This window comes from Dactylosporangium salmoneum (assembly GCF_039532525.1).
Classification (GTDB): domain Bacteria; phylum Actinomycetota; class Actinomycetes; order Mycobacteriales; family Micromonosporaceae; genus Dactylosporangium; species Dactylosporangium salmoneum.
Window position 1 is genome coordinate 54,332 of sequence record NZ_BAAARV010000085.1, and the last position, 19,676, is coordinate 74,007.

At 74.5% G+C, this 19,676-nt stretch carries 13 protein-coding genes and 1 riboswitch; of the genes, 9 read left to right on the top strand and 4 right to left on the bottom strand.

Annotated elements, in window-relative coordinates; genetic code table 11:
- The coding region (locus ABD352_RS43210; RefSeq protein WP_344618400.1) for a cytochrome P450 at positions 1 to 1,143 on the bottom strand (1,143 nt) is incomplete at its 3' end.
- A 64-nt stretch (positions 1,144 to 1,207) separates the two neighbouring features.
- Between ABD352_RS43210 and ABD352_RS43215 the strand changes: the two genes are divergently transcribed.
- The 4 genes from ABD352_RS43215 to ABD352_RS43230 all read left to right on the top strand — a co-directional run bounded on the left by ABD352_RS43215 (position 1,208) and on the right by ABD352_RS43230 (position 9,169).
- Positions 1,208 to 1,837, top strand: coding sequence for an alpha-ketoglutarate-dependent dioxygenase AlkB (locus ABD352_RS43215; protein WP_344618401.1), 630 nt, complete (start codon positions 1,208 to 1,210; stop codon positions 1,835 to 1,837).
- A gap of 1,339 nt (positions 1,838 to 3,176) precedes the next feature.
- The gene (fsxC, locus tag ABD352_RS43220; protein WP_344618402.1) at positions 3,177 to 4,391 is read left to right on the top strand and encodes an FxsC protein; all 1,215 of its coding nucleotides are present in this window, start codon (positions 3,177 to 3,179) and stop codon (positions 4,389 to 4,391) included.
- Between the two features lie 254 nt (positions 4,392 to 4,645).
- Positions 4,646 to 8,041 (top strand): KGGVGR-motif variant AAA ATPase, encoded by a 3,396-nt coding sequence (locus ABD352_RS43225; RefSeq protein WP_344618403.1) that lies wholly within the window; start codon positions 4,646 to 4,648, stop codon positions 8,039 to 8,041.
- A gap of 27 nt (positions 8,042 to 8,068) precedes the next feature.
- Positions 8,069 to 9,169 carry a hypothetical protein gene (locus ABD352_RS43230; protein ID WP_344618404.1) on the top strand — a complete coding sequence of 367 codons (1,101 nt, stop codon included), beginning with the start codon at positions 8,069 to 8,071 and terminating at the stop codon, positions 9,167 to 9,169.
- Positions 9,170 to 9,204: 35 nt separating this feature from the next.
- Here the strand turns inward: ABD352_RS43230 and ABD352_RS43235 are convergent, their stop codons facing one another.
- Positions 9,205 to 10,005, bottom strand: coding sequence for a PhzF family phenazine biosynthesis protein (locus ABD352_RS43235; RefSeq protein WP_344618405.1), 801 nt, complete (start codon positions 10,003 to 10,005; stop codon positions 9,205 to 9,207).
- A complete protein-coding gene (locus ABD352_RS43240) occupies positions 10,002 to 10,583 on the bottom strand; it encodes a TetR/AcrR family transcriptional regulator (RefSeq protein WP_344618406.1) in 582 nt (193 codons plus the stop codon). The genes ABD352_RS43235 and ABD352_RS43240 overlap by 4 nt, the downstream gene beginning before the upstream one ends.
- Positions 10,584 to 10,633: 50 nt before the next feature.
- Between ABD352_RS43240 and ABD352_RS43245 the strand changes: the two genes are divergently transcribed.
- Positions 10,634 to 11,410 carry a class I SAM-dependent methyltransferase gene (locus ABD352_RS43245; protein WP_344618407.1) on the top strand — a complete coding sequence of 259 codons (777 nt, stop codon included), beginning with the start codon at positions 10,634 to 10,636 and terminating at the stop codon, positions 11,408 to 11,410.
- A 5-nt stretch (positions 11,411 to 11,415) separates the two neighbouring features.
- Here the strand turns inward: ABD352_RS43245 and cobN are convergent, their stop codons facing one another.
- Entirely contained in the window at positions 11,416 to 14,961 is a 3,546-nt protein-coding gene (cobN, locus tag ABD352_RS43250; RefSeq protein WP_344618408.1) for a cobaltochelatase subunit CobN, read from the bottom strand.
- A 41-nt stretch (positions 14,962 to 15,002) separates the two neighbouring features.
- Positions 15,003 to 15,144: riboswitch (cobalamin riboswitch) on the bottom strand.
- Positions 15,145 to 15,186: 42 nt separating this feature from the next.
- On the opposite strand from cobN, the gene ABD352_RS43255 reads away from it, so the two are divergent.
- The 4 genes from ABD352_RS43255 (at position 15,187) to ABD352_RS43270 (ending at position 19,655) form a co-directional block, all read left to right on the top strand.
- On the top strand, positions 15,187 to 16,188 hold the full coding sequence (locus ABD352_RS43255) for a precorrin-3B synthase (RefSeq protein WP_344618409.1): 1,002 nt from the start codon (positions 15,187 to 15,189) through the stop codon (positions 16,186 to 16,188).
- A complete protein-coding gene (locus tag ABD352_RS43260; RefSeq protein ID WP_344618410.1) occupies positions 16,185 to 16,805 on the top strand; it encodes a precorrin-8X methylmutase in 621 nt (206 codons plus the stop codon). The genes ABD352_RS43255 and ABD352_RS43260 overlap by 4 nt, the downstream gene beginning before the upstream one ends.
- Positions 16,802 to 18,298: a precorrin-2 C(20)-methyltransferase gene (locus ABD352_RS43265; protein ID WP_344618411.1), complete on the top strand. Its 1,497-nt coding sequence runs from the start codon at positions 16,802 to 16,804 to the stop codon at positions 18,296 to 18,298. Before ABD352_RS43260 ends, ABD352_RS43265 begins: the two co-directional genes overlap by 4 nt.
- 76 nt (positions 18,299 to 18,374) lie before the next feature.
- A complete protein-coding gene (locus ABD352_RS43270) occupies positions 18,375 to 19,655 on the top strand; it encodes a chymotrypsin family serine protease (RefSeq protein ID WP_344618412.1) in 1,281 nt (426 codons plus the stop codon).
- Positions 19,656 to 19,676 lie beyond the last annotated feature (21 nt).

Genomic DNA, 19,676 nt, shown 5'->3' on the forward strand with positions numbered 1-19,676 from the left:
GTCGCGCAGCTCGTAGGAGGAGATGTCCTCCTTCATCGCGATGCGCGGTGGACGGGTCATGCGCAGGCCGGGCAGGGCGAAGAGCCTGGTCAGGAAGATGTCGGACTCCTGGATGGCCACGTGGGCGCCCGGGCAGCGGTGGGGGCCGTCGCCGAAGGACAGGGCCATCGGGGACACGCCGTCGGCCACCTCGCGGGCGGGGCACACCTCGCCCGGCTCCCTGCCGACGGCGTCGGGGTCGAGGTTGGCGGTGCTCACGGACACGTCCACCAGGTCGCCCGCGGGGATGGTCAGGCCGCCGACGGTCAAGGGGGCCGTGGTCCGGCGCTTCAGGTTGCCGACGACCGGTTCCAGGCGCAGCAACTCGTGGAGGAGGGCCATACGGGAGGGTTCGGGGCTTTCGCGGTACCGCTGAAGAAGCTCCTGGTCTGTGAACAGGTGCCAGGCGGCGACGTTGATGAACTCGCGGGTCGTCACCATGCCCGCGGCGGCGAAGGTGATCACCTCGCCGAGGATCTCGCCGTCGCGGCAGCCCTCGTCGAGCAGGTGCGAGATGAGGTCGTCGCGGCGGGCCCGGCGGCGGGGGCGGATGGCGGGGCGGACGTCCTTGAGGTAGATGCCGAGGAACTGGGCGTTCTGGCGCAGGAACCAGCGGATCCCGCTGAGGCTGGTGAAGCCGGGGCGGCCGAACTTCTCGGGGAAGAAGCGCTGGAGGCGCTCGTCGATGCCCGGTCGGCTCTCGGTCAGGCCGATGATCGCGGCGGCGACGTCGATGGCCAGGCGGAAGCTCAGCGTGGACAGGTCGGCGTGGCCGTCGCGGCGCAGGATGTCCAGCTGGCGCTCGGCGATCTCGATCATCAGGTCCCGGTAGCGCTCGTCGACCCGTCGGGGGGTGAAGAAGCGGGCGGTCTGGCGGCGGTACTCCCGGTGCTCCGCCCCGTCGCGGTAGAGCACCGGCCGGCGGATGCTGGGCGGCAGGTGCTCGACGGTCTCCACGCCCAGCCCGGCCTGCACCGTGTCGGTGCTGCGCAGCACCGCCCGCCCGGCCGCGTGCCCGCGCACGCGCCAGACCCCGTCCGCCCCGCGCTCGACCGGGCAGCCAACCTCGGTGCTCCCGCGGTCCACCTTGCGTGTCGCTCCCATCGACATAGGGTAAAGCCTGGCGATTCGCTCGTACGCCTGTTCGAAGTCGAGGTAGAATCAGGGCATGATTGACCTCGCGTACCAGCCGTCGATGTTCGACGTCGCCGGTCCTTCCCTGGGCTCGCTCACCGGCCAGGTGACCCGCCATCCGCTGAGCCGCGGCGCGTGGGTCGACCACCTGCCGGGCTGGGTGCTCGGCTCCGACGCGATCCTGCAGACGCTGCTGCACGAGGTCGAGTGGCGGGCGGAGCGGCGCAAGATGTACGACGACGTGGTGGACGTGCCGCGCCTGTTGCACTGGTACGGCGCCGAGGACACCCTCCCCCACCCGCTGCTGACCGAGGCCCGCCGCCGGCTCACCGCGCACTACGTGGAGGAGCTCGGCGAGCCGTTCATGACCGCGGGCATGTGCCTGTACCGCGACGGCCGCGACAGCGTCGCCTGGCACGGCGACACCATCGGCCGCGGCGCCCGCTTCGACACGATGGTCGCCATCGTCTCCTTCGGCTCGCCCCGCTCCCTGCTGCTGCGCCCCCGCGGCGGCGGCGACAGCATCCGCTTCGTCCTCGGCCACGGCGACCTGGTCGTGATGGGCGGCTCCTGCCAGCGCACCTGGGAGCACTCCATCCCGAAGACCGCCCGCCCGGTCGGCCCGCGCGTGAGCGTCCAGTTCCGCCCCTCCGGTGTCGCCTGACGAACACCCCTCCCCAATCGGGGCCGGGGCCCCGCACGAACACCCGGGCCGTCCGGGTGGGCGACGCGCGCGGGCGTCGGCCCGAGTCCTCCTCATTGATGTGGTGACGAGTCCTCCTCATTGATGTGGTGACGAGGGCGGCCAGCGCCGCTTGCTCGAGGTGCCGGGCACCCGGTCGGCGAGTTCACAGCCGACATGTGCGCAGGTTGACCGATGTCGCGGTCGGCGGCCCACGCTGGCGCTCGCCCGGCCGCGCAGCTCGGCATCGCAGTTGGCCGGGCCCCATGCTTAGGTTGCTGCGAGCGCCCGCAACCTCACCAACAACGATGCGATCGCCCTCCGCACTGGCCGCGCTCTCGTCCGCCGACGTGCCGCTTCCAAGATGCTGAAGACGACGGATGCGTCGTCGAGATATCCGGGGAATTCGCGTCGGCGGTGCATTCGGATAGCAGTTATCTGATGCCATCCGTCCTGGCGTGCGTGACATTTTCTGACGACGGCGGAAATGCATCAGTGGGCGCATATTGCTGACCACCTTTGCGCGTGTTGCCGCATCGACAGGCCTACGCGGTAATGGTGCGGATGCGCCACGACGCTCCGGGGCAGGGCTAGGCTGCGTGGCGCCGTTCGTCTCGTGCGGCGCGGGCTCACCGTCAGGCATCATGCTGTCGCCCGCGGGATGTCCGACCGGCTCAGGCGGCGCGACCGGTGGCGGCGAGGGCGGCGAGGGCGGCGCCGGTTCGCGCTCGGAACCGTCCCGCTGGTCGCCGCGCACGCGGCGCAGCCGCTCGGCGTGCCGCCTGGCCAAACCCCAGGCTCGATGCCGCGCATGTTCCTGACGGAACCGCTCGTTTGCCGGAGAATAGCGACGCGACCTCGTCCGGTCGCGCATGGCAGCCAATTCGGTCCTGGTGAACAATTGCAGCTGCCCCATGCTTATCATTATCGCAGCGTCCAGCCGGAATTACCGGCCCGAACAGCGACGCATAATGTCAAATGGCGCAACGCTCATGCCACCGACAGCGGGGGGCAGGCTGGGCGGACGGGGTTCCAGCTTTCGTTTTCCGTGCCTGACACGACGCGGGCCTCGTTCACCCATCGGCCGGCCGCCCGTAGTGGGGGACGCTGGTTCGACCCCGCCGCCGGTGAGGCATCGTCCGGAGGGGCAGGCTTGGCGGACGGGCCGAGCGGGCGGGCCAAGCGGGCGGGCCGAGCGGGCGGGCCGAGCGGGCGGGCCGGAGGGTGGGCCGGGCGGCGGCCGCTCAGGCGATCCCGATCCGGGTATGCGGATGGTTGAATGGGGGCTTCGCCCCGCCGTGAGGCCACCCCGGGAGAGGTAGTGCGGCACTTCCTGTTCAGCTACGCCCGGCAGGATTTCGACCCCTACCTGGAGAGGTTCTTCACCGACCTGCGCGGCGAGGCACGCGCGCTCATCGGCTGTGCGCTCGAGGACGCCGGGTTCATCGACTACCGGGGCGTGGAGGTCGGCGACGACTGGGCGGCCGGGATCATCGACGTGGCCTGCACGTGTGGCGTCATGGTGGCCGTGTACTCGCCGACGTACTTCACCCGGCCGTACTGCGGCAAGGAGTGGGCGGTGATGACCGCCCGGGCCGGGGGTAAGCCCGGGCGCATCCTGCCGGTGAACTGGCTGCCGACGCCCGGCCGGCCCGCGGTCGCCTCCAGGCCGCAGCTGTGGGGTGCGGCGCTCGGCGAGGAGTACGCCGAGCGCGGGCTGCGGTGGATCGTGCAGCGCATGGGCAAGAACGACGATCTCGAGCGGCGCTACCAGGATATCGTCACCGAACTGGCCATGCGGATCCGCGACATCGTGCAGGCACCCGATCGGCTGCCGCAGATGTCGCCCCGGCCGACGTGGGACGACATCGCGCAGGCGTTCCCGGACGCGGCCCCGGGTGGGACGGCGCCGGTCGCGGCGACCGGCCGGGAGCGCGACGGCAGCGTGCGGATCGTCGTGGTGGCCGGCAGCCAGCAGGAGATGGCGGCGGTACGCCAGGAGCTGGACTACTACGGCGCGGGGTCGTGCGACTGGCGGCCGTTCCCGGCGCCGGACGACCATCCGCTGTCGGCGTACGCCACGGGGGTCCTCGCCGGGCTGGGCACCAACGTGTACCTCCAGCCGGCCGGGCGCCCGCTGCGCGAGGTGCTCGACGAGGCCGGCGCGGCCAACGACGTGGTGGTCGTGCTGGTCGACGCCTGGGCCGCCGGGCTGGCGCCGTACCGGGACGAGCTGCGCGGGTACGACGACCGCAACGAGGTCGGCGCGGTGGTCATGGTGCCGCGCAGCCGGGACGACGGCGAGGCCAAGACCCGGGCCGGCGAGCTCGACAAGCTCCTGATCGCGGCGATGCCGAAGACCGTGCTGCGCCCCGACCCGACCTTCCGCCAGGGCTCCGAGACGCTGCCGGCGTTCCGCACGGACCTGAGGGGCGCCTACCTCGAGGCGCAGACGAGGGTCCGGGCGCTGGGCCGGATCCGCCTGCAGTTCCCGGCCGGCGGGCCCGCCGATCGGCCGCGGCTGGTGGGCCCGTGAGCGGTCCGGAGCGAAGCGGAGGAGCCGCTCACCATCAACACAGCTACGTCGCGACGTCGGCGGAGCCTGCGGAGGCGGCGGCGTGAGCGGTCCGGAGCGAAGCGGAGGAGCCGCTCACCATCAACACAGCTACGTCGCGACGTCGCCGGAGCCTGCGGAGGCGGCGGCGTGAGCGGTCCGGAGCGAAGCGCAGGAGCCGCTCACCATCAACACAGCTACGTCGCGACGTCGCCGGAGCCTGCGGAGGCGGCGGCGTGAGCGGCATCGTCACGTTCTACTCGTACAAGGGCGGGGCCGGCCGCTCGATGGCCCTGGCCAACGTCGCCTGGATCCTGGCCGGCCGGGGGCACCGGGTGCTCGCGATCGACTGGGATCTCGAGGCGCCGGGCCTGCACCGGTACTTCCACCCGTTCCTGCTCGACCCGCAGCTGCGCGGCACGGACGGGCTCATCAACCTGTTCTGGGACTACACGACGGCCGTCATGGGCGCCGAGGACGACGGCGGCGAGGCGCTCTTCGCGCGGTTCACCGACCTCACGCCGTACAGCATCCCGGTCCGTTGGAACTTCCCGGACGGCGGCGCGCTGTCCCTCGTGCCGGCCGGCCGCCAGGACGACACCTATGCCGAGCGGGTCGACCTGTTCGACTGGAACGACCTGTACCGGCGGCACGGGGGCGGCCCGTTCCTGGAGGCGCTGCGCCGCCGCCTGCTGGCCGACTACGACTACGTGCTCGTCGACAGCCGCACCGGCCTGGCCGACACCGCCGGCATCTGCACCGTGCAGCTGCCCGACGTCCTGGTCAACTGCGTGACGCTCAACGGGCAGAGCATCGACGGCGCGGTGGCCGTGGCCGAGCGGGTCCTCGCGCTGCGCGGCGACCGCCCGATCCGGATGGTCCCGGCGCTGCTGCGGGTGGAGGACGCCGAGCAGGCCCGGGCCGACGCCCGCCGCGACTACGTGCGCCGCCGCTTCGCCCCGCTGCTCGACCCGGCCGGGTTCGCCGGGCCCGACGCCTTCTGGGCCGCGGTCGAGGTCCCGTACAAGCCGCTGTACGCCTACGAGGAGACGCTCGCGACCGTCCGGGACCGGCCCCTGCTGGAGGACACGCTCCTGGCCGCGCTCGAGCGGCTGACCGGGGTGATCATCGGGGGCGGGGTGACCCGCGCGGCCCCGCTCGCGGACGCCGACCGCCGCCGGCTGATCGCCGCCTTCGAGGCCGGGCCGGCCGAGCCGCGGGAGCTTCGGATCGTGTGCGTGGAGGCGGACCGCGCGTGGGCCGACTGGCTGCGCTGGGTCCTGGAGACCGAGGGCTGGCCGGCCACCGTCGAGGAACACGATCCCGAGCGGATCCCGAAGCTGCTCGCGGGCACGGCGCTGGTGCTGCCGATCGTGACCGCCGCGGCCGGCCTGGAGCTGCGGCGTTCCGCGCCCGGCTGGCTGTCCGTGCTCCCGGTCGTGCCGGACGCGGCGCCGGCCGGCGCGCGGCGGGCGATCGGGTTGGCCGGGCTGAGCGCGCGGGCCGCGTACGAGCGCGTCGTCGCCGTCCTCGAGGGGCTGCGGCTGCCGCGGACGGGGGCGGGCGCGCCGGCCGGGAAGCGGCCGGCCTACCCGGGGGCGGCCGTCGAGGCGGTCACCCTGGAGCTCGCCGCCGGGCGCTCCACCCTGCTCGGCCCCGACGGCGTCCGGCTGGCCGACGGCGCCGCCAACGCCCGGCAGCCGGTGCACCGCGACGTGCTCGCCGAGCTGGCCGGGCTGGTCGAGGCGGCCGAGCGGCGCGGCGCGTGCCTGTCGGTGGCGATCGAGACCGCGGACCCGGCGCTCGCCGCCGTGCCCTGGGAGCTGCTGACCCTGCCCGGTGACTCGGCACCGCTGGCCCGGCGGGCATCGGTGCGCCTGTTCCGCCGGGTCCGGGCCGACGTCGCGGTCCCGCCGCCCGGGCCGGGGCCGCTGCGCATCCTGGTCGTGCCGGCCAACCCCGACTCGGCGCCCGACCTGGACCTGGAGGCTCGGTTCCGCGCCATCCTCGACGCCGTGCGACCCGCCCGCTCCCGCGCGCACGTGCGCCTGCTCAACCAGGGCACCCGTGCGGCGATCGCCGACGCGCTGGTTCGCGAGCCGTGTCACGTGCTGCACCTCGCCTGCCACGGCGTGGCCGACGCGGTCCTGCTCGAGACCGAGGACGGGCGGCCGGACCGCGTCGGCGCGGCCGAGCTGGCCGCCCTCTGCGTCGCCTATCAGGCGCCCCGGCTGGTGGTGCTCGACGTCGATCCCGCCGCGGGGCCCTCGCTGGCCGAGGCGCTGATGGCCGCCGGGGTGCCGCAGGTGGTCGCGATGACCGGGCCGGTCAGCGGGCGGGAGGCGACGGCGTTCGCCCACGACCTCTACCGGGGGCTCGCGGCCGGCGCCGACGTCACGACCGCGGTCCGGGTGGCCGTGGAGTCCTCGGTCCTGCGCACGCCGCCCGCGCTCTACCAGGCCGATGCCGCCCCGGCCCTGCTCGACCCGCACGCCCGGCCCGAGCCGGTGGCCGAGGAGCCGCCCGTGGTGGTCGAGGGGCTCCTGGCCCGTCCGGTCGGCGAGTTCATCGGGCGGCGGGCCGACCTGCGCCGGCTGCACGCGCTGCTGGACGAGGAGGGCCGGCCCGGGGCGTACATCCACGGCGCCCGCGGGGTGGGCAAGTCCACGCTGGCCGCCGAGCTGGTCCGCCGGCTCGGCCCGGACGCGGGCATCGTCGCCGGGGTGACCGGCCGGACCGACGTGGACGACGTGCTCGACGCGGCCGGGCTGGCGCTGCTGGCGTACGCGGTCGGGCGCGCCGACGCGGGCGGCCCGTCGTACATCAAGGTGGCCGCGTTCGTCCGCGACGCCGCGCACCCCTGGGCCGACCGCCTGGACGTCCTGCGCCGGACCCTGCGCGGCGACCGGCTGCTGCTGGTGATCGACGACTTCGAGGACAACCTGGTCCGTGACGGCGACGGCTGGGCGCCGGCCGACCCGGACCTGCGCGAGCTGCTGGACGGCTGGCGCGGCCAGGCCCTGCCCCTGATCCTGATCGCCGGCCAGGAGGCGGACCTCGGCCTGCCCGCCCACCGCGTCGGGCCCCTGCCGTGGCCGGAGAGCCGCCGGCTGATGTCGCGCCTGCCGAGCCTGGCGGACCTGGGCGAGGACGAGCTGGAACGCATCCATGCGGAGGCGGGCGGGCACCCGCGCACCCTGGAGTACCTCGACGCGTTCCTGCGATCGGGCCACGCCCGCTTCGCCGACATCGAGCAGCGGATCGAGCGCCTGCTGGCCTCGGCCGGCATCGCGGACCCGCGGGCCTACATGGCCGAGGTGGCCGGGCAGGGGCTGGGCGCGGCGCTGGCGGAGGCGAAGACCCTGGCCGGGTGGGACGCCGGCGACCGCGCGGCCGTGGCCACCTCGGCGAGCCGGCGCGGCGCGCAGATGACCGAGGCCGGCCGCCTGCGCGAGGCGGTGCGGCTGCACTGCGAGGCCCTCGCCATCTGGCAGGAGCTGAACAGCCCGTCGGCCCGCGACGACATCGACCAGCTGCGGACGATCCGGGAGACGCTCGGCGCCGACGAGTTCCGGGCCGCCGTGCCGCGGGCCGCGATCCCGCTCATGGCGCTGCTCGACGCCGAGAGCTGAGTGGCGGGCATCGGCCACAATCGACCCGTGCGCGTGGCGTGGTGGTTCGCCGCCTGGCTGGGCGGGGTGCTCGGGCCGGGGCTCGCGCTCGTGGCGGGGTCCACCTGGGTGCCGATGAGCGCGGGCGTTGCGATGCTCATCGCCGGGCTCGGGCTGCTCGGCTGGGGCAGTGTCTCGGTTCGGCGGCGGGCCGTGGGCGGCCGGGCCGATCGGGAGTACGAGCCGCCGGTCACCGTGCGCGGGGCGGCCGCGGCGTTCGGCTGGGCGCTCGCGTGGGCGGTGGCGCCGGTCGCGGTGACGCTGGGGTTCGACAGCATCCGGCCGATCCGGGACGACTCCGCCGACGAGACGCCGGTCTCCGTCGTGGCCGAGTCCGTGCTCGTCCTCGCCGACGTCGGGCTGTGCGTCGTGGTCGGGTTCCTGGTGTTGTACCGCACGCTGCGCCTCGTCGCCGTGGTGGCCCACGTGGCGCGGCCGGGCCGGTTCGGACCGCCGCCGGGGCTCGAGCCGGGGGCGAGCGGGTCCTACTGGGTCGGGGTCGTCGCCGTGCTGCTGTTCGGGGCGCTAGCCGTGGCCTCGGTGGTCGTGCTGGCGTCGGATCTCGTGGGGTCGTGGCGGTACCACCACGACAGCGACCGCAGCAGCGAACCCGTCCGGGTCGTGGACATCGCGCACACCGACGACGGGGAGCGGCTCACCACCGGTGACGGGGCCACGGTACTCGTCGCGGCCGTGCCGGGCGAGTGGCGGCTCGATCCGGTGGAGGGGCTGCCGGCCACGCTGGAGTGGTACCGCGGGAAGGTGTACCGGGTCAGCGCGGCCGGCGTCACGCGCGACACGAAGGACAACCCGGACGACGAGCTCGCCTTCTTCGTGCCGACCGTGCCCACGGCCGTGGGCCTGGCCTGGTACGCCGCCGCGTTCGCGGGCTACGCGCGGCGCAGGAGGCCGGTCGCGCTGGCGGTGGTGATCGGCGGGCTCGTGGCGCTGCTCGTCAAGGCCTACGCGACCGGGCTGACGCTCGGTCCGGTGCTGGTCGTGCAGGGCGCAGCCACCGCCGTGGCGCTCGGCGTGCTGCTGGCCCGGCGGCGCGCGGGTCACGCGCGCGGCGACGAGCCCGGTCCGTGATCGCGGGAAGATGCACAACCCGGTCACCGGCTCACTCAAACCGGCCGGGCGGCCCCGCCGACCTCGATCGCTCCTGCGTGGGCGCTCGCCCGGATCGTGGCCGGCTCCCCGAGGGCGTCGCCCATGTCGACCGCGACCGAGCCGATGCCGTCCCCGGCGAGCCGCGCGGCCAGGCAGGCGGTGCTGTTGGCGTTGGCGATGTCCTCGGGCACGCCGATCGACGGGGCGAACATGCGGGCGGCGGCGCGGCCGCGCGCGTCCGGGGCGCTGTACACGTAGCAGCCCAGCATCCCGGCGGTGTCGCACGCCGCGCGCAGGGCGGTCAGGTCGGGCGCGAGCGCGGCGAGGGTCGCGCGGCCGGGGACCGGGACGAGGAGGCGCTCCCGGCCGACGCCGGCCACGCAGGGCCCGTCGGCGAGGCCGGCCGCCGTCAGGCCCAGCGCGGCGAGGATCGGGGCGGCCTCCGCGGGCCGCGGGGCGCGCAGGGTGACCGGGCCGGGGTCGAACCAGGCCTCGTACTCGTCGCCGTTGCGCTCGGCCCGGCCGTGGAACGCGCGGGGGCCGGCCCGCAGGGTGAGGGCCACGCGGCCGTGCGGGGCGCGGGCGGCCAGGACGGCGAGGGCGGCCACGGTGCCGTGGCCGCAGGCCGGCAGCTCGCCCGTGGCGGTGAAGAAGCGCAGGCGGGGGCCTTCGCCGAGGTACACGGCGTGCGAGGTGCCGGCCCTGGGCGGGACGGCCCGGCGCTCGGCGTCGTCGAACGGCCCGTCGTCGAGCACGGCGGTGGGGCTGCCCCCGCGCCCGTCCCGCAGGCAGGCCCGGACGATCGTCGGCGTCACGCCCGGGCCAGCACCGCCGCGACCACCCGGCGGACGGCGTCCGGGGTCGGGGCCGGGCCGGTGCGGTCGGCGTAGAGCAGGTGGGCCGAGCCGACCAGCATCGCCGCCAGGGTGCTCACGTCGGCCGAACCGGGGAGGCGCCCCAGGTCGCGCTCCGCGGACAGGTACCTGTCGAGCATGACGGCGAGGTCGGTCAGCACCGGCACGCCGGCCGGCCAGGACTCGCGCAGCCGGGCGCGCAGCTCGTCGCGGAAGGTGACCAGGGCGACGATGGACACCGCGACCGAGCCGAAGACGGCGGCCAGGGCGTCGGCGACGTTGTCGGCCACCTCGCCGGTGCCGGCGGCGTCGCGCAGGGCGGCCGCGCGGGCGTCCATCCGGTCCACCCGGTCGAGCACGAAGTCGGCCAGGAAGGCGTCGAAGTCCTCGAAGTGCCGGTGCAGCACGCCCTTGGCCACGCCCGCCTCGGTGGTCACGGCGCGGCTGGTCAGCCCGCTCGGGCCGGCGCGCAGCAGGATGCGGTCGGCGGCGTCGAACAGCTGCTCGCGCACGTCGCGAAGGGCCACTCCGGTCGGCACCCGCACTCCCTTGCATTGTCGAGTGGGCAACCGCCCACTAGAGTGGGCACATGCCCACTGCTGACGAAACCCATCACCACCGAACGGTAGCGGAGTCCTTCGGGGTCAACGCCCAGCGCTACGACCGCGCCCGCCCGACGTACCCGGACGCGCTGATCGAGCGGCTCGCCGAGCGCCGCCGGGACGTCCTCGACGTCGGCTGCGGCACCGGCATCGCGGCGCGGCTGCTGCAACAACGCGGCTGCGACGTGCTCGGGGTCGACCCCGACCCGCGGATGGCCGAGGAGGCCCGGCGGCGCGGGCTCGACGTCGAGGTGGCCACCATCGAGGCCTGGGAGCCGGCCGGGCGCACCTTCGACGCGGTCGTGGCGGCCCAGGCCTGGCACTGGATCGACCCCGAGGCCGGGGCCTCGAAGGCCGCGGCGGTACTGCGCCCAGCCGGCCTCCTCGCCACGTTCTGGAACGCCTTCGTCCCGCCCGACGACGTGGCCGAGGGCATGACGGCCGTCTTCCGCCGGGTGCTGCCGGACATGCCGCAGGCCCACCGGTGGCAGGTCGGGCCGGACTCCTACGCGATCCTCGCGGCCAGGGCGGCCGACGGGGCGCGGGCCACCGGCCGGTTCGGCGAGCCGCAGGAGTGGCGCTTCCCGTGGGAGCGCTCGTACACCCCCGCCGAGTGGCTCGACGTGCTGCCCACGTTCGGCACCCTGAACCGGCTCGACCCGCGGACCCTCGGCGAGGCGCTCGACGGCGTGGCCGCCGTGGTGCGCGAGGACTTCGTCATGCGCTACACCACGGTGGTCATGGCCGCCGAGCGGACCGCCTGAACGCCTCAGTGGTCCTCGAGGTCGCCCTCGGTCTCGAGGTACACCTCGCGCAGTGAGTCCAGGGTGGACGGTTCGGGGTGCTCCCACAGGCCCCGCTCCGCCGCCTCCAGGAGGCGCTCGGCGATGCCGTGCAGCGCCCACGGGTTGGACTCGGTCAGGAACTTGTGGTTGTCGGGGTCGAAGACGTAGGACTCGGCGAGCTTCTCGTACATCCAGTCGGCGACCACGCCCGCGGTGGCGTCGAAGCCGAACAGGTAGTCGACGGTCGCGGCGAGCTCGAAGGCGCCCTTGTAGCCGTGCCGGCGCATGGCGGCCAGCCACCTCGGGTTGACCACCCGGGCCCGGAAGACGCGCGCGGTCTCCTCGCTCAGGGTGCGGGTCCGCACCGCGTCGGGGTTGGTGCTGTCGCCGACGTAGGCGGCGGGCGCCCGGCCGGTGAGGGCGCGGACGGTGGCGACCATGCCGCCGTGGTACTGGAAGTAGTCGTCCGAGTCGGCGATGTCGTGCTCGCGGGTGTCGGTGTTCTTGACCGCGACGGAGATCCTGCGGTACGCGCCCTCCATGTCGGTGCGGGCCTCGATCCCGTCGACGCCGCGGCCGTACGCGTAGCCGCCCCACACGGCGTAGACCTCGGCGAGGTCCCGGTCGTCGCGCCAGTTCCGGCTGTCGATGAGCGGGAGGATGCCCGCGCCGTACGCGCCGGGCTTGGAGCCGAACACGCGCAGGGTGGCGCGGCGGTCGTCGCCGTGGGCGGCCAGGTCGGCCCGCACGTGGGCGCGCACGAAGTTGTCCTCGTCGGGCTCCTCGGCGTCGGCGGCCAGCCGCACGGCGTCGTCGAGCAGGGCGACCACGTGCGGGAAGGCGTCGCGGAAGAAGCCGCTGATGCGCATGGTCACGTCGATGCGCGGGCGGCCCAGCTCGGGCAGGCCGACGAGCTCCAGGCGGCTGACCCGGCGGGAGGCGTCGTCCCAGACCGGGCGGACGCCGAGCAGGGCGAGGGCCTCGGCGATGTCGTCGCCGGCGGTACGCATGGCGCTGGTGCCCCACATGGACAGCCCGACGGAGCGGGGCCAGTCGCCGTGGTCGGCCCGGTACCGCGCCAGGAGCGAGTCGGCCATCGCCTGGCCGGTCTCCCACGCGAGGCGGCTCGGGACCGCCTTCGGGTCGACCGAGTAGAAGTTGCGGCCGGTCGGCAGGACGTTGATGAGCCCGCGCAGGGGCGAGCCGCTGGGGCCGGCCGGGACGTAGCCGCCGTCGAGCGCGTGCAGGACCATCGTGAGCTCGTCGGTGGTCCTCGCCAGCCGGGGAATGATCTCGGCGGCGGCGAACCGCAGTACCCGTACAACTTCCGGATTTTCCGACAGATCCGAGATGTCCGACGCATCCCAGTCGCGGGCCTCCATGGCCTCGACCAGCGCCCGGGCGCGCGCCTCCGCGTCGTCCACGGAGAGCCGCGATCCGGACATCTCGTCCAGGCCCAGGGCCTCCCGCAGGCCCGGCAGCGCCGCGACCTGGCCGCCCCACATCTGCCGGGCGCGGAGCATGGCCAGGACGAGGTCGACGCGCGCGGGCCCGGTCGGGGCCTGGCCCAGGATGTGCAGCCCGTCGCGGATCTGCACGTCCTTGACCTCACACAGCCAGCCGTCGACGTGCAGCAGGAAGTCGTCGAACTCGGCGTCGTGCGGCCGGTCGGCCAGGCCCAGGTCGTGGTCGAGGCGGGCGGCCTGGATCAGGGTCCAGATCTGGGCCCGGATGGCCGGCAGCTTGGCCGGGTCGAGCGCGGCGATCGTGGCGTGCTCGTCGAGCAGCTGCTCCAGGCGGGCGATGTCGCCGTAGGTGTCGGCCCGGGCCATCGGCGGGACCAGGTGGTCGACGAGGGTGGCGTGGGCCCGGCGCTTGGCCTGGGTGCCCTCGCCGGGGTCGTTGACCAGGAACGGGTAGACCAGCGGCAGGTTGCCCAGGGCCGCGTCGGCGCCGCAGCCGGCCGACATGCCGACCGTCTTGCCCGGCAGCCACTCCAGGTTGCCGTGCTTGCCGACGTGGACGACCGCGTGGGCGCCGAACTCGTCGGCCAGCCAGCGGTACGCGGCCAGGTAGTGGTGGCTCGGCGGCAGGTCGGGGTCGTGGTAGATGGCGACCGGGTTCTCGCCGAAGCCGCGCGGCGGCTGGACCATGACCACGACGTTGCCGCGGCGCAGGGCGGCGAGCACGATGTCGCCGGTGGCCGGGTCGACGAAGAGCTCGCCCGGGGCCGGGCCCCAGTGCTGCTCCATGCCGGCCCGCAGGTCCTCGGGCAGGGTGGCGAACCAGGCGGCGTACCGCTCGGCCGAGATCCGGACCGGGTTGCCGCTCAGCTGCTCCTCGGTGAGCCAGTTGACGTCCTGGCCGCCGGCCGCGATGAGCTCGTGGATGAGCGCGTCGCCCTCGGCCGGGAAGCCCTCGCCGAGGTCGTACCCGCGTTCGGTCAACGCGGCGAGCAGCCGCACGACGCTGGCCGGGGTGTCCAGGCCGACGGCGTTGCCGATGCGGGAGTGCTTGGTCGGGTACGCGCTGAGCATGACCACGATCCGCTTGTCCGCGTTGGCCAGGCCGCGCAGCCGGGCGTGGGCGGCGGCGATCCCGGCCACCCGCCCCGCCCGCTCGGGGTCGGCGACGTAGACGGTGAGGCCGTCCTCGTCGATCTCCTTGAACGAGAACGGCACGGTGATGATCCGGCCGTCGAACTCCGGGATGGCGACCTGCGTGGCGGTGTCCAGCGGCGAGAGCCCGTCGTCGCTGCCGTCCCAGCCCTCGCGGCTGCTGGTCAGGCACAGGCCCTGCAGAATCGGCACGTCGAGGGCGGCCAGGGCGCCGACGTCCCAGGCCTCGTCCTCGCCGCCGGCCTGGGCGTCGGCCGGGCGGGTGCCGCCGGCCGCGAGCACGGTGACGACGAGCGCGTCGGCCCGGCGCAGCGTGTCGAGCAGCTCCGGCGGGGCGGTGCGCAGGGAGGCGGCGAAGACCGGCAGCGCGTTGGCGCCCTCGGCCTCGATCGCGTCGCACAGCCGCTCGACGAACGCGGTGTTGCCGGACACGTGGTGGGCCCGGTAGTAGATGACCGCCACCGTCGGGCCGCCGGTCGCGGCCGCCTCGCGCTCGAGCACGCCCCAGGCCGGCGTCTCCACCGGCGGGGCGAAGCCGTGGCCGGTCAGCAGCACGGTGTCGGACAGGAACCGGTGCAGCTCGGCGAGGTTGGCCGGGCCGCCGAAGGCGAGGTAGGCGTGGGCCTGGGCGGCGAGGCCGGCCGGCACCGTGGAGTGGCTCATCAGCTCGGCGTCGGGGGCCTGCTCGCCGCCGAGGATCACCACCGGGCGGCCGGTGGCCAGGAGCGCGTCGAGGCCGTCGGCCCAGTCGCGGTACGCCCCGAGGAAGCGCACGACGATCAGCTCGGCGCCCTCGGCCAGCCCCGGCAGGTCCTCCACGGCGGTGCGGGACGGGTTGGCCAGCCGGTATTCGGCGCCGCTCGCGCGGGCGCTGAGCAGGTCGGTGTCGGACGTCGACAGCAGCAGGATCACGCCGGGGTCCTCCCTCGGGGTCCGCGCCCCAAGTCGGTGGGTGGGTTCCGGCGGCGGAGGAGTTCCTGACTTCCGGATCGGCGCTGGAGGCTCGTTCCCGGTCACAGTGGCGGGACCGCCCCGGACTCGCACCGGGTTCCTCCACACGTCGCCGTTGCTGTGTACAGCGTCGCCAACTCTCCTTGACCGGCCGCCGCCGAGTCAAGCGCAGGTAGTATCCGCCCCGTGCAGCCTCCCAGCGAACGCGACGCCCCCGACCGGTGCCCCGGCGCCGTGCAGGTGCACGCCGCCGCGGACGGCGGCCTGGCCCGGGTCCGGCTGCCCGGCGGGCTGCTCACCGCGGATCAGCTGGGCGTGCTGCGGGCCGCCGCGGCCGAGCTGGGCGACCCGGTGCTGGAGCTCACCTCGCGGGCGAACGTGCAGGTCCGCGGCCTGCGCCCGGGCGCGGAGATCGAGCTGGGCGAGCGGCTGGCGGCGGCCGGGCTCCTGCCGTCGGCGACCCACGAGCGGGTGCGCAACATCATCGCCAGCCCGCTCGGCGATGTGCGAGGGCTCGTCCGCGAGTTCGACGCGTTGCTGTGCGCGACACCCGCGCTGGCCGACCTGCCAGGGCGGTTCCTGGCCACGATCGACGACGGGCGCGGGGACGTGACGCCGCTGCTCGGGGACGTGGGGCTGCACGGCGGCCGCCTGGTGCTCGCGGGTCTGCCGACCACCGCCACCGGGGGCGCGTCCTTGCTGGTGGCGGCCGCTCTGGCATTCCTGGCCGAGCGGGTCGCGCAGGAGTCGCAGGCGTGGCGGCTGGCCGAGCTGCGCGACGGTCCGGCGCGGGTGGCCCACCGGCTGCGCGCTTCCGTCGACCTGTGCGATCTGCCCGTGTTCGCCGGTCCGCCGCCAGGGGTTGTCGTGCCGCTCGGGCTCCTCACGCCCGCATTGCGGTTCGAGGATGCCGCGAAGGAGATCATTGTCACGCCTTGGCGGACCGTCGTGCTGCCGGGCGTACCGATGCCGGATTCTGATCCCTCTCCGTGGACCGGGGTGACGGCGTGCGCCGGGCGGCCGGGCTGCGCCAAGGCACTGGCCGATGTCCGCGCGGACGCCCGGCCGCGGGACCCCGGCGGACTTCCGGTCCACTGGGCCGGCTGCGAGCGGCGCTGCGGCGCGCCGAAGGGAAGGCACGTGGAGATGGTGGCGACGCCGCAGGGGTACCGGAGCGCGGTCGTATGACGGACTACATCCGCGACGGCGCGGAGATCTACCGCCGCTCGTTCGCCACGATCCGGGCCGAGGCCGACCTGTCCGCGCTGCCTGCCGACGTGGCCCAGGTGACCGTGCGCATGATCCACGCCTGCGGGATGGTGGACCTGCCGGCCGACGTCGGGCACTCCCCCGGCGTGGTCGCCGCCGCCCGGGCCGCGCTGCGGGCCGGTGCGCCGATCCTCTGCGACGCCGAGATGGTCGCCTCCGGGGTCACCCGCGCCCGGCTCCCCCGGGACAACGAGGTCATCTGCACGCTGCGGGATCCGGGTGTACCGCAGCTCGCCGCGCGCCTCGCCACCACCCGCAGCGCGGCGGCGCTCGAGCTGTGGCGGGGCCGCCTCGACGGCGCCGTCGTGGCCATCGGCAACGCCCCGACCGCGCTCTTCCGGCTGCTGGAGATGGTCGCCGAGGGCGCCGGCCGCCCGGCCGCGGTGCTCGGCATCCCGGTCGGCTTCATCGGCGCCGCCGAGTCGAAACTGGCCCTGGCCGGGTCGGACCTGGAGTACCTGGTCGTGCACGGCCGCCGGGGCGGCAGCGCGATGACGGCCGCCGCCGTCAACGCGATCGCGGACGAGAAGGAATGACCACAGTGGACAGCGGGAGCCTCTACGGCGTCGGGCTCGGCCCCGGCGACCCCGAGCTGGTGACGGTCAAGGCGGCCCGGATCGTCGCCGCCGCCCCGGTGGTGGCCTACCACAGCGCCCGCCACGGCCGCAGCATCGCCCGCACGATCGCCGCGCCGTACCTGCGCCCGGAGCAGATCGAGGAGGCCCTCGTCTACCCGGTGACCACCGAGGACACCCCGGACTACCGCGCGGTCATCGAGGAGCACTACGACGCCTGGGCCGCCCGCCTCGCCGCCCACCTGGACGCCGGCCGCGACGTCGTCGTGCTGTGCGAGGGCGACCCGCTGTTCTACGGCTCCTACATGCACATGCACAAGAGACTCTCGCAGCGGTACCGCACGTCCGTCGTCCCCGGCGTGACCTCCGTCTCCGGCGCCTCGGCCGTGCTGGGCCGCCCGCTGGTGGAGCGCGACGAGGTGCTCACCGTGCTGCCCGGCACCCTGCCCCCGGACGAGCTGGCCGCGCGGCTGGCCGCCACCGACTCGGCCGCGATCCTGAAGCTGGGCCGCACGTTCGGCAACGTCCGATCCGCGCTCGAGCAGGCCGGGCGGCTGCAGGACGCCTGGTACGTCGAGCGGGCCACCACCGGCGGGCAGCGCACCGCGCCACTGGCCGGCGTTGATCCGTCGACCGTGCCGTACTTCTCCCTCGCCCTGCTGCCGTCGAAGGTCCACGACGAGACCGCGGCCGCCCTCGCGGCGGCCCCGCCTTCGCCGGCCGCCGGGGAGGTCGTGGTCGTCGGCCTCGGACCGGCCGGGCGGGACTGGCTCACCCCGCAGGCCCAGGCCGCGCTCGCCGCCGCCGACGACCTGGTGGGGTACAAGCCGTACCTGGACCGGGTTCCGGTCAACCCCCGGCAGCGGCGGCACGCCTCGGACAACCGGGTCGAGGAGGAGCGGGCCGAGTTCGCGCTCTCCCTGGCCAAGAACGGGCGGCGGGTGGCCGTCGTGTCCTCCGGGGACCCCGGCGTCTTCGCCATGGCGGCGGCCGTGCTGGAGGTCGCCGCGGAGCCGCGCTGGAAGGACGTGCCCGTCCGCGTGCTGCCGGGGCTCACCGCGGCCCAGGCGGTGGCCAGCCGGGCCGGGGCGCCACTCGGGCACGACTTCTGCGTGCTGTCGCTGTCCGACCGGCTCAAGCCGTGGGACGTCATCGCTTCCCGGCTCTCGGCCGCGGCCGCGGCGGACCTGGTGATCGCGATCTACAACCCGGGCTCGCGCTCGCGCACCTGGCAGGTGGAGGCGGCCAAGGAGCTGCTGCTGCAGCACCGCGCCGCCGACACCCCGGTGGTGATCGGCCGCGACGTGGGCGGGCCGGAGGAGTCGGTGCGGGTGGTCGACCTCGCCGCCCTGGAACCGTCCGAAGTGGACATGCGCACGCTGCTCATCATCGGCTCCTCGCAGACCCGCCACGACGGCACGCGCGTCTGGACCCCGCGCCGCTACCCTGGCTGAGCGGTTTGTCCCACGGGACAACGCAGTGATCGCAGTTTATGTATGGTGTCACTCTCTTCGGGGAGAGGACACCTGCGTGAACCGCCGACACCGATTCTTCGTCACCGCCATCGGCATCGCCGCGCTGGTCGCGGCGCCCGCACTTCCGGCCGCCGCGGACGAGACGCCACCGCCCGCCGGCCAGGCGGGCGACGGGAGCGCCCTGCTGGTCCAGCCGGCGCTGGCGGCCCGCCAGGACCGGCTGATGCAACTGCGGACGTGGATCATCACCCAGCCGGGCATCGAGGACACCGGCTACATCGAGTCCGTCAACGACGCCGCCGACCTTTCGACCACCGTGCTGTGGTACGGCCCGGCGAGCGCCCTGCAGGACGGCATCCGCAAGGAGGCGAAGCGCCTCGGCGTGTCCGTGACGTTCAAGCAGCGCAAGTACAGCCGCGGTCAGCTGATCGCCGCGGCCACGGCGGCCTTCCACAGTTCGGGCAAGGGCGCGCTCGCGGGGTTCACGCTGCATTCCGTCGGCGCGATCGCGGCCGACTTCGACGGCATCGTGATCCGCGGCGACCAGGCCGGCGCGCCGGCGGCCGGTCGGGCCGCGCTCGACGCGTCCACCGCCGGGGCGATATCGGCGCAGCTCGGCGTCGACGTGTCCATCACCAGCGACAGCGGGCCGCTCGTGGCGGCGACCGCCACCCGGGACAGCGACTCGCCGGCGTTCAACGCGGGCGGCCTGATGTCGTCGCCGAGCACCACCAGCTTCTGCACGAGCGGCTTCGGCATCATCCTCAACGGCGTCGCGCGCACGACGACGGCCCGGCACTGCTGGCAGCACGACTACAAGACCGTGTACAGCGGCTACACCTACGGCGACGGGCTGGTCAACTCGCCGGAGGGCGCGGCCCGGGTGATGACCGCCGGCGGGTTCTACTGGATGTTCGACGGCGCCTGGAACAACACGGCAGGCTACAAGAAGACCGTGATCGGCTACGGCGACGTCGGCCTCAACGACCTGGTGTGCACCAGCGGCGCCAACTCCGGCGTCCGCTGCAACATCAAGGTCACGAACATGTGGGTGCTGCACAACGACGGCATGGGCGCCGACTTCTGGACCATCGAGGGCCACCAGCAGAACGACACCATCGCCGCCACCCAGGGGGACAGCGGTGGGCCCGTCTTCACCACCGTCGGCGACACGCAGGTGCGGGCGACCGGCATGATCCAGGCCGTGCAGAAGACCTGGACCAACTGCGTCGGCGTCCGCCTGGGGACCGCGGACATCTACTGCAGCTCCTGGGTGTACTTCTCCTCCATGCGCACGATCAACAACTCGCTCGGCGCCACGCTGCGCACGGGCTGACGGCGTAGGGTACTCCTCGGG

Excerpts from the sequence above, each read along its gene's own strand:
- ABD352_RS43215 (WP_344618401.1), top strand. The coding sequence starts at position 1,208 with ATGATTGACCTCGCGTACCAGCCGTCGATGTTCGACGTCGCCGGTCCT.
- ABD352_RS43245 (WP_344618407.1), top strand. The coding sequence starts at position 10,634 with ATGCCCACTGCTGACGAAACCCATCACCACCGAACGGTAGCGGAGTCC.
- ABD352_RS43260 (WP_344618410.1), top strand. The coding sequence starts at position 16,185 with ATGACGGACTACATCCGCGACGGCGCGGAGATCTACCGCCGCTCGTTC.
- ABD352_RS43265 (WP_344618411.1), top strand. The coding sequence starts at position 16,802 with ATGACCACAGTGGACAGCGGGAGCCTCTACGGCGTCGGGCTCGGCCCC.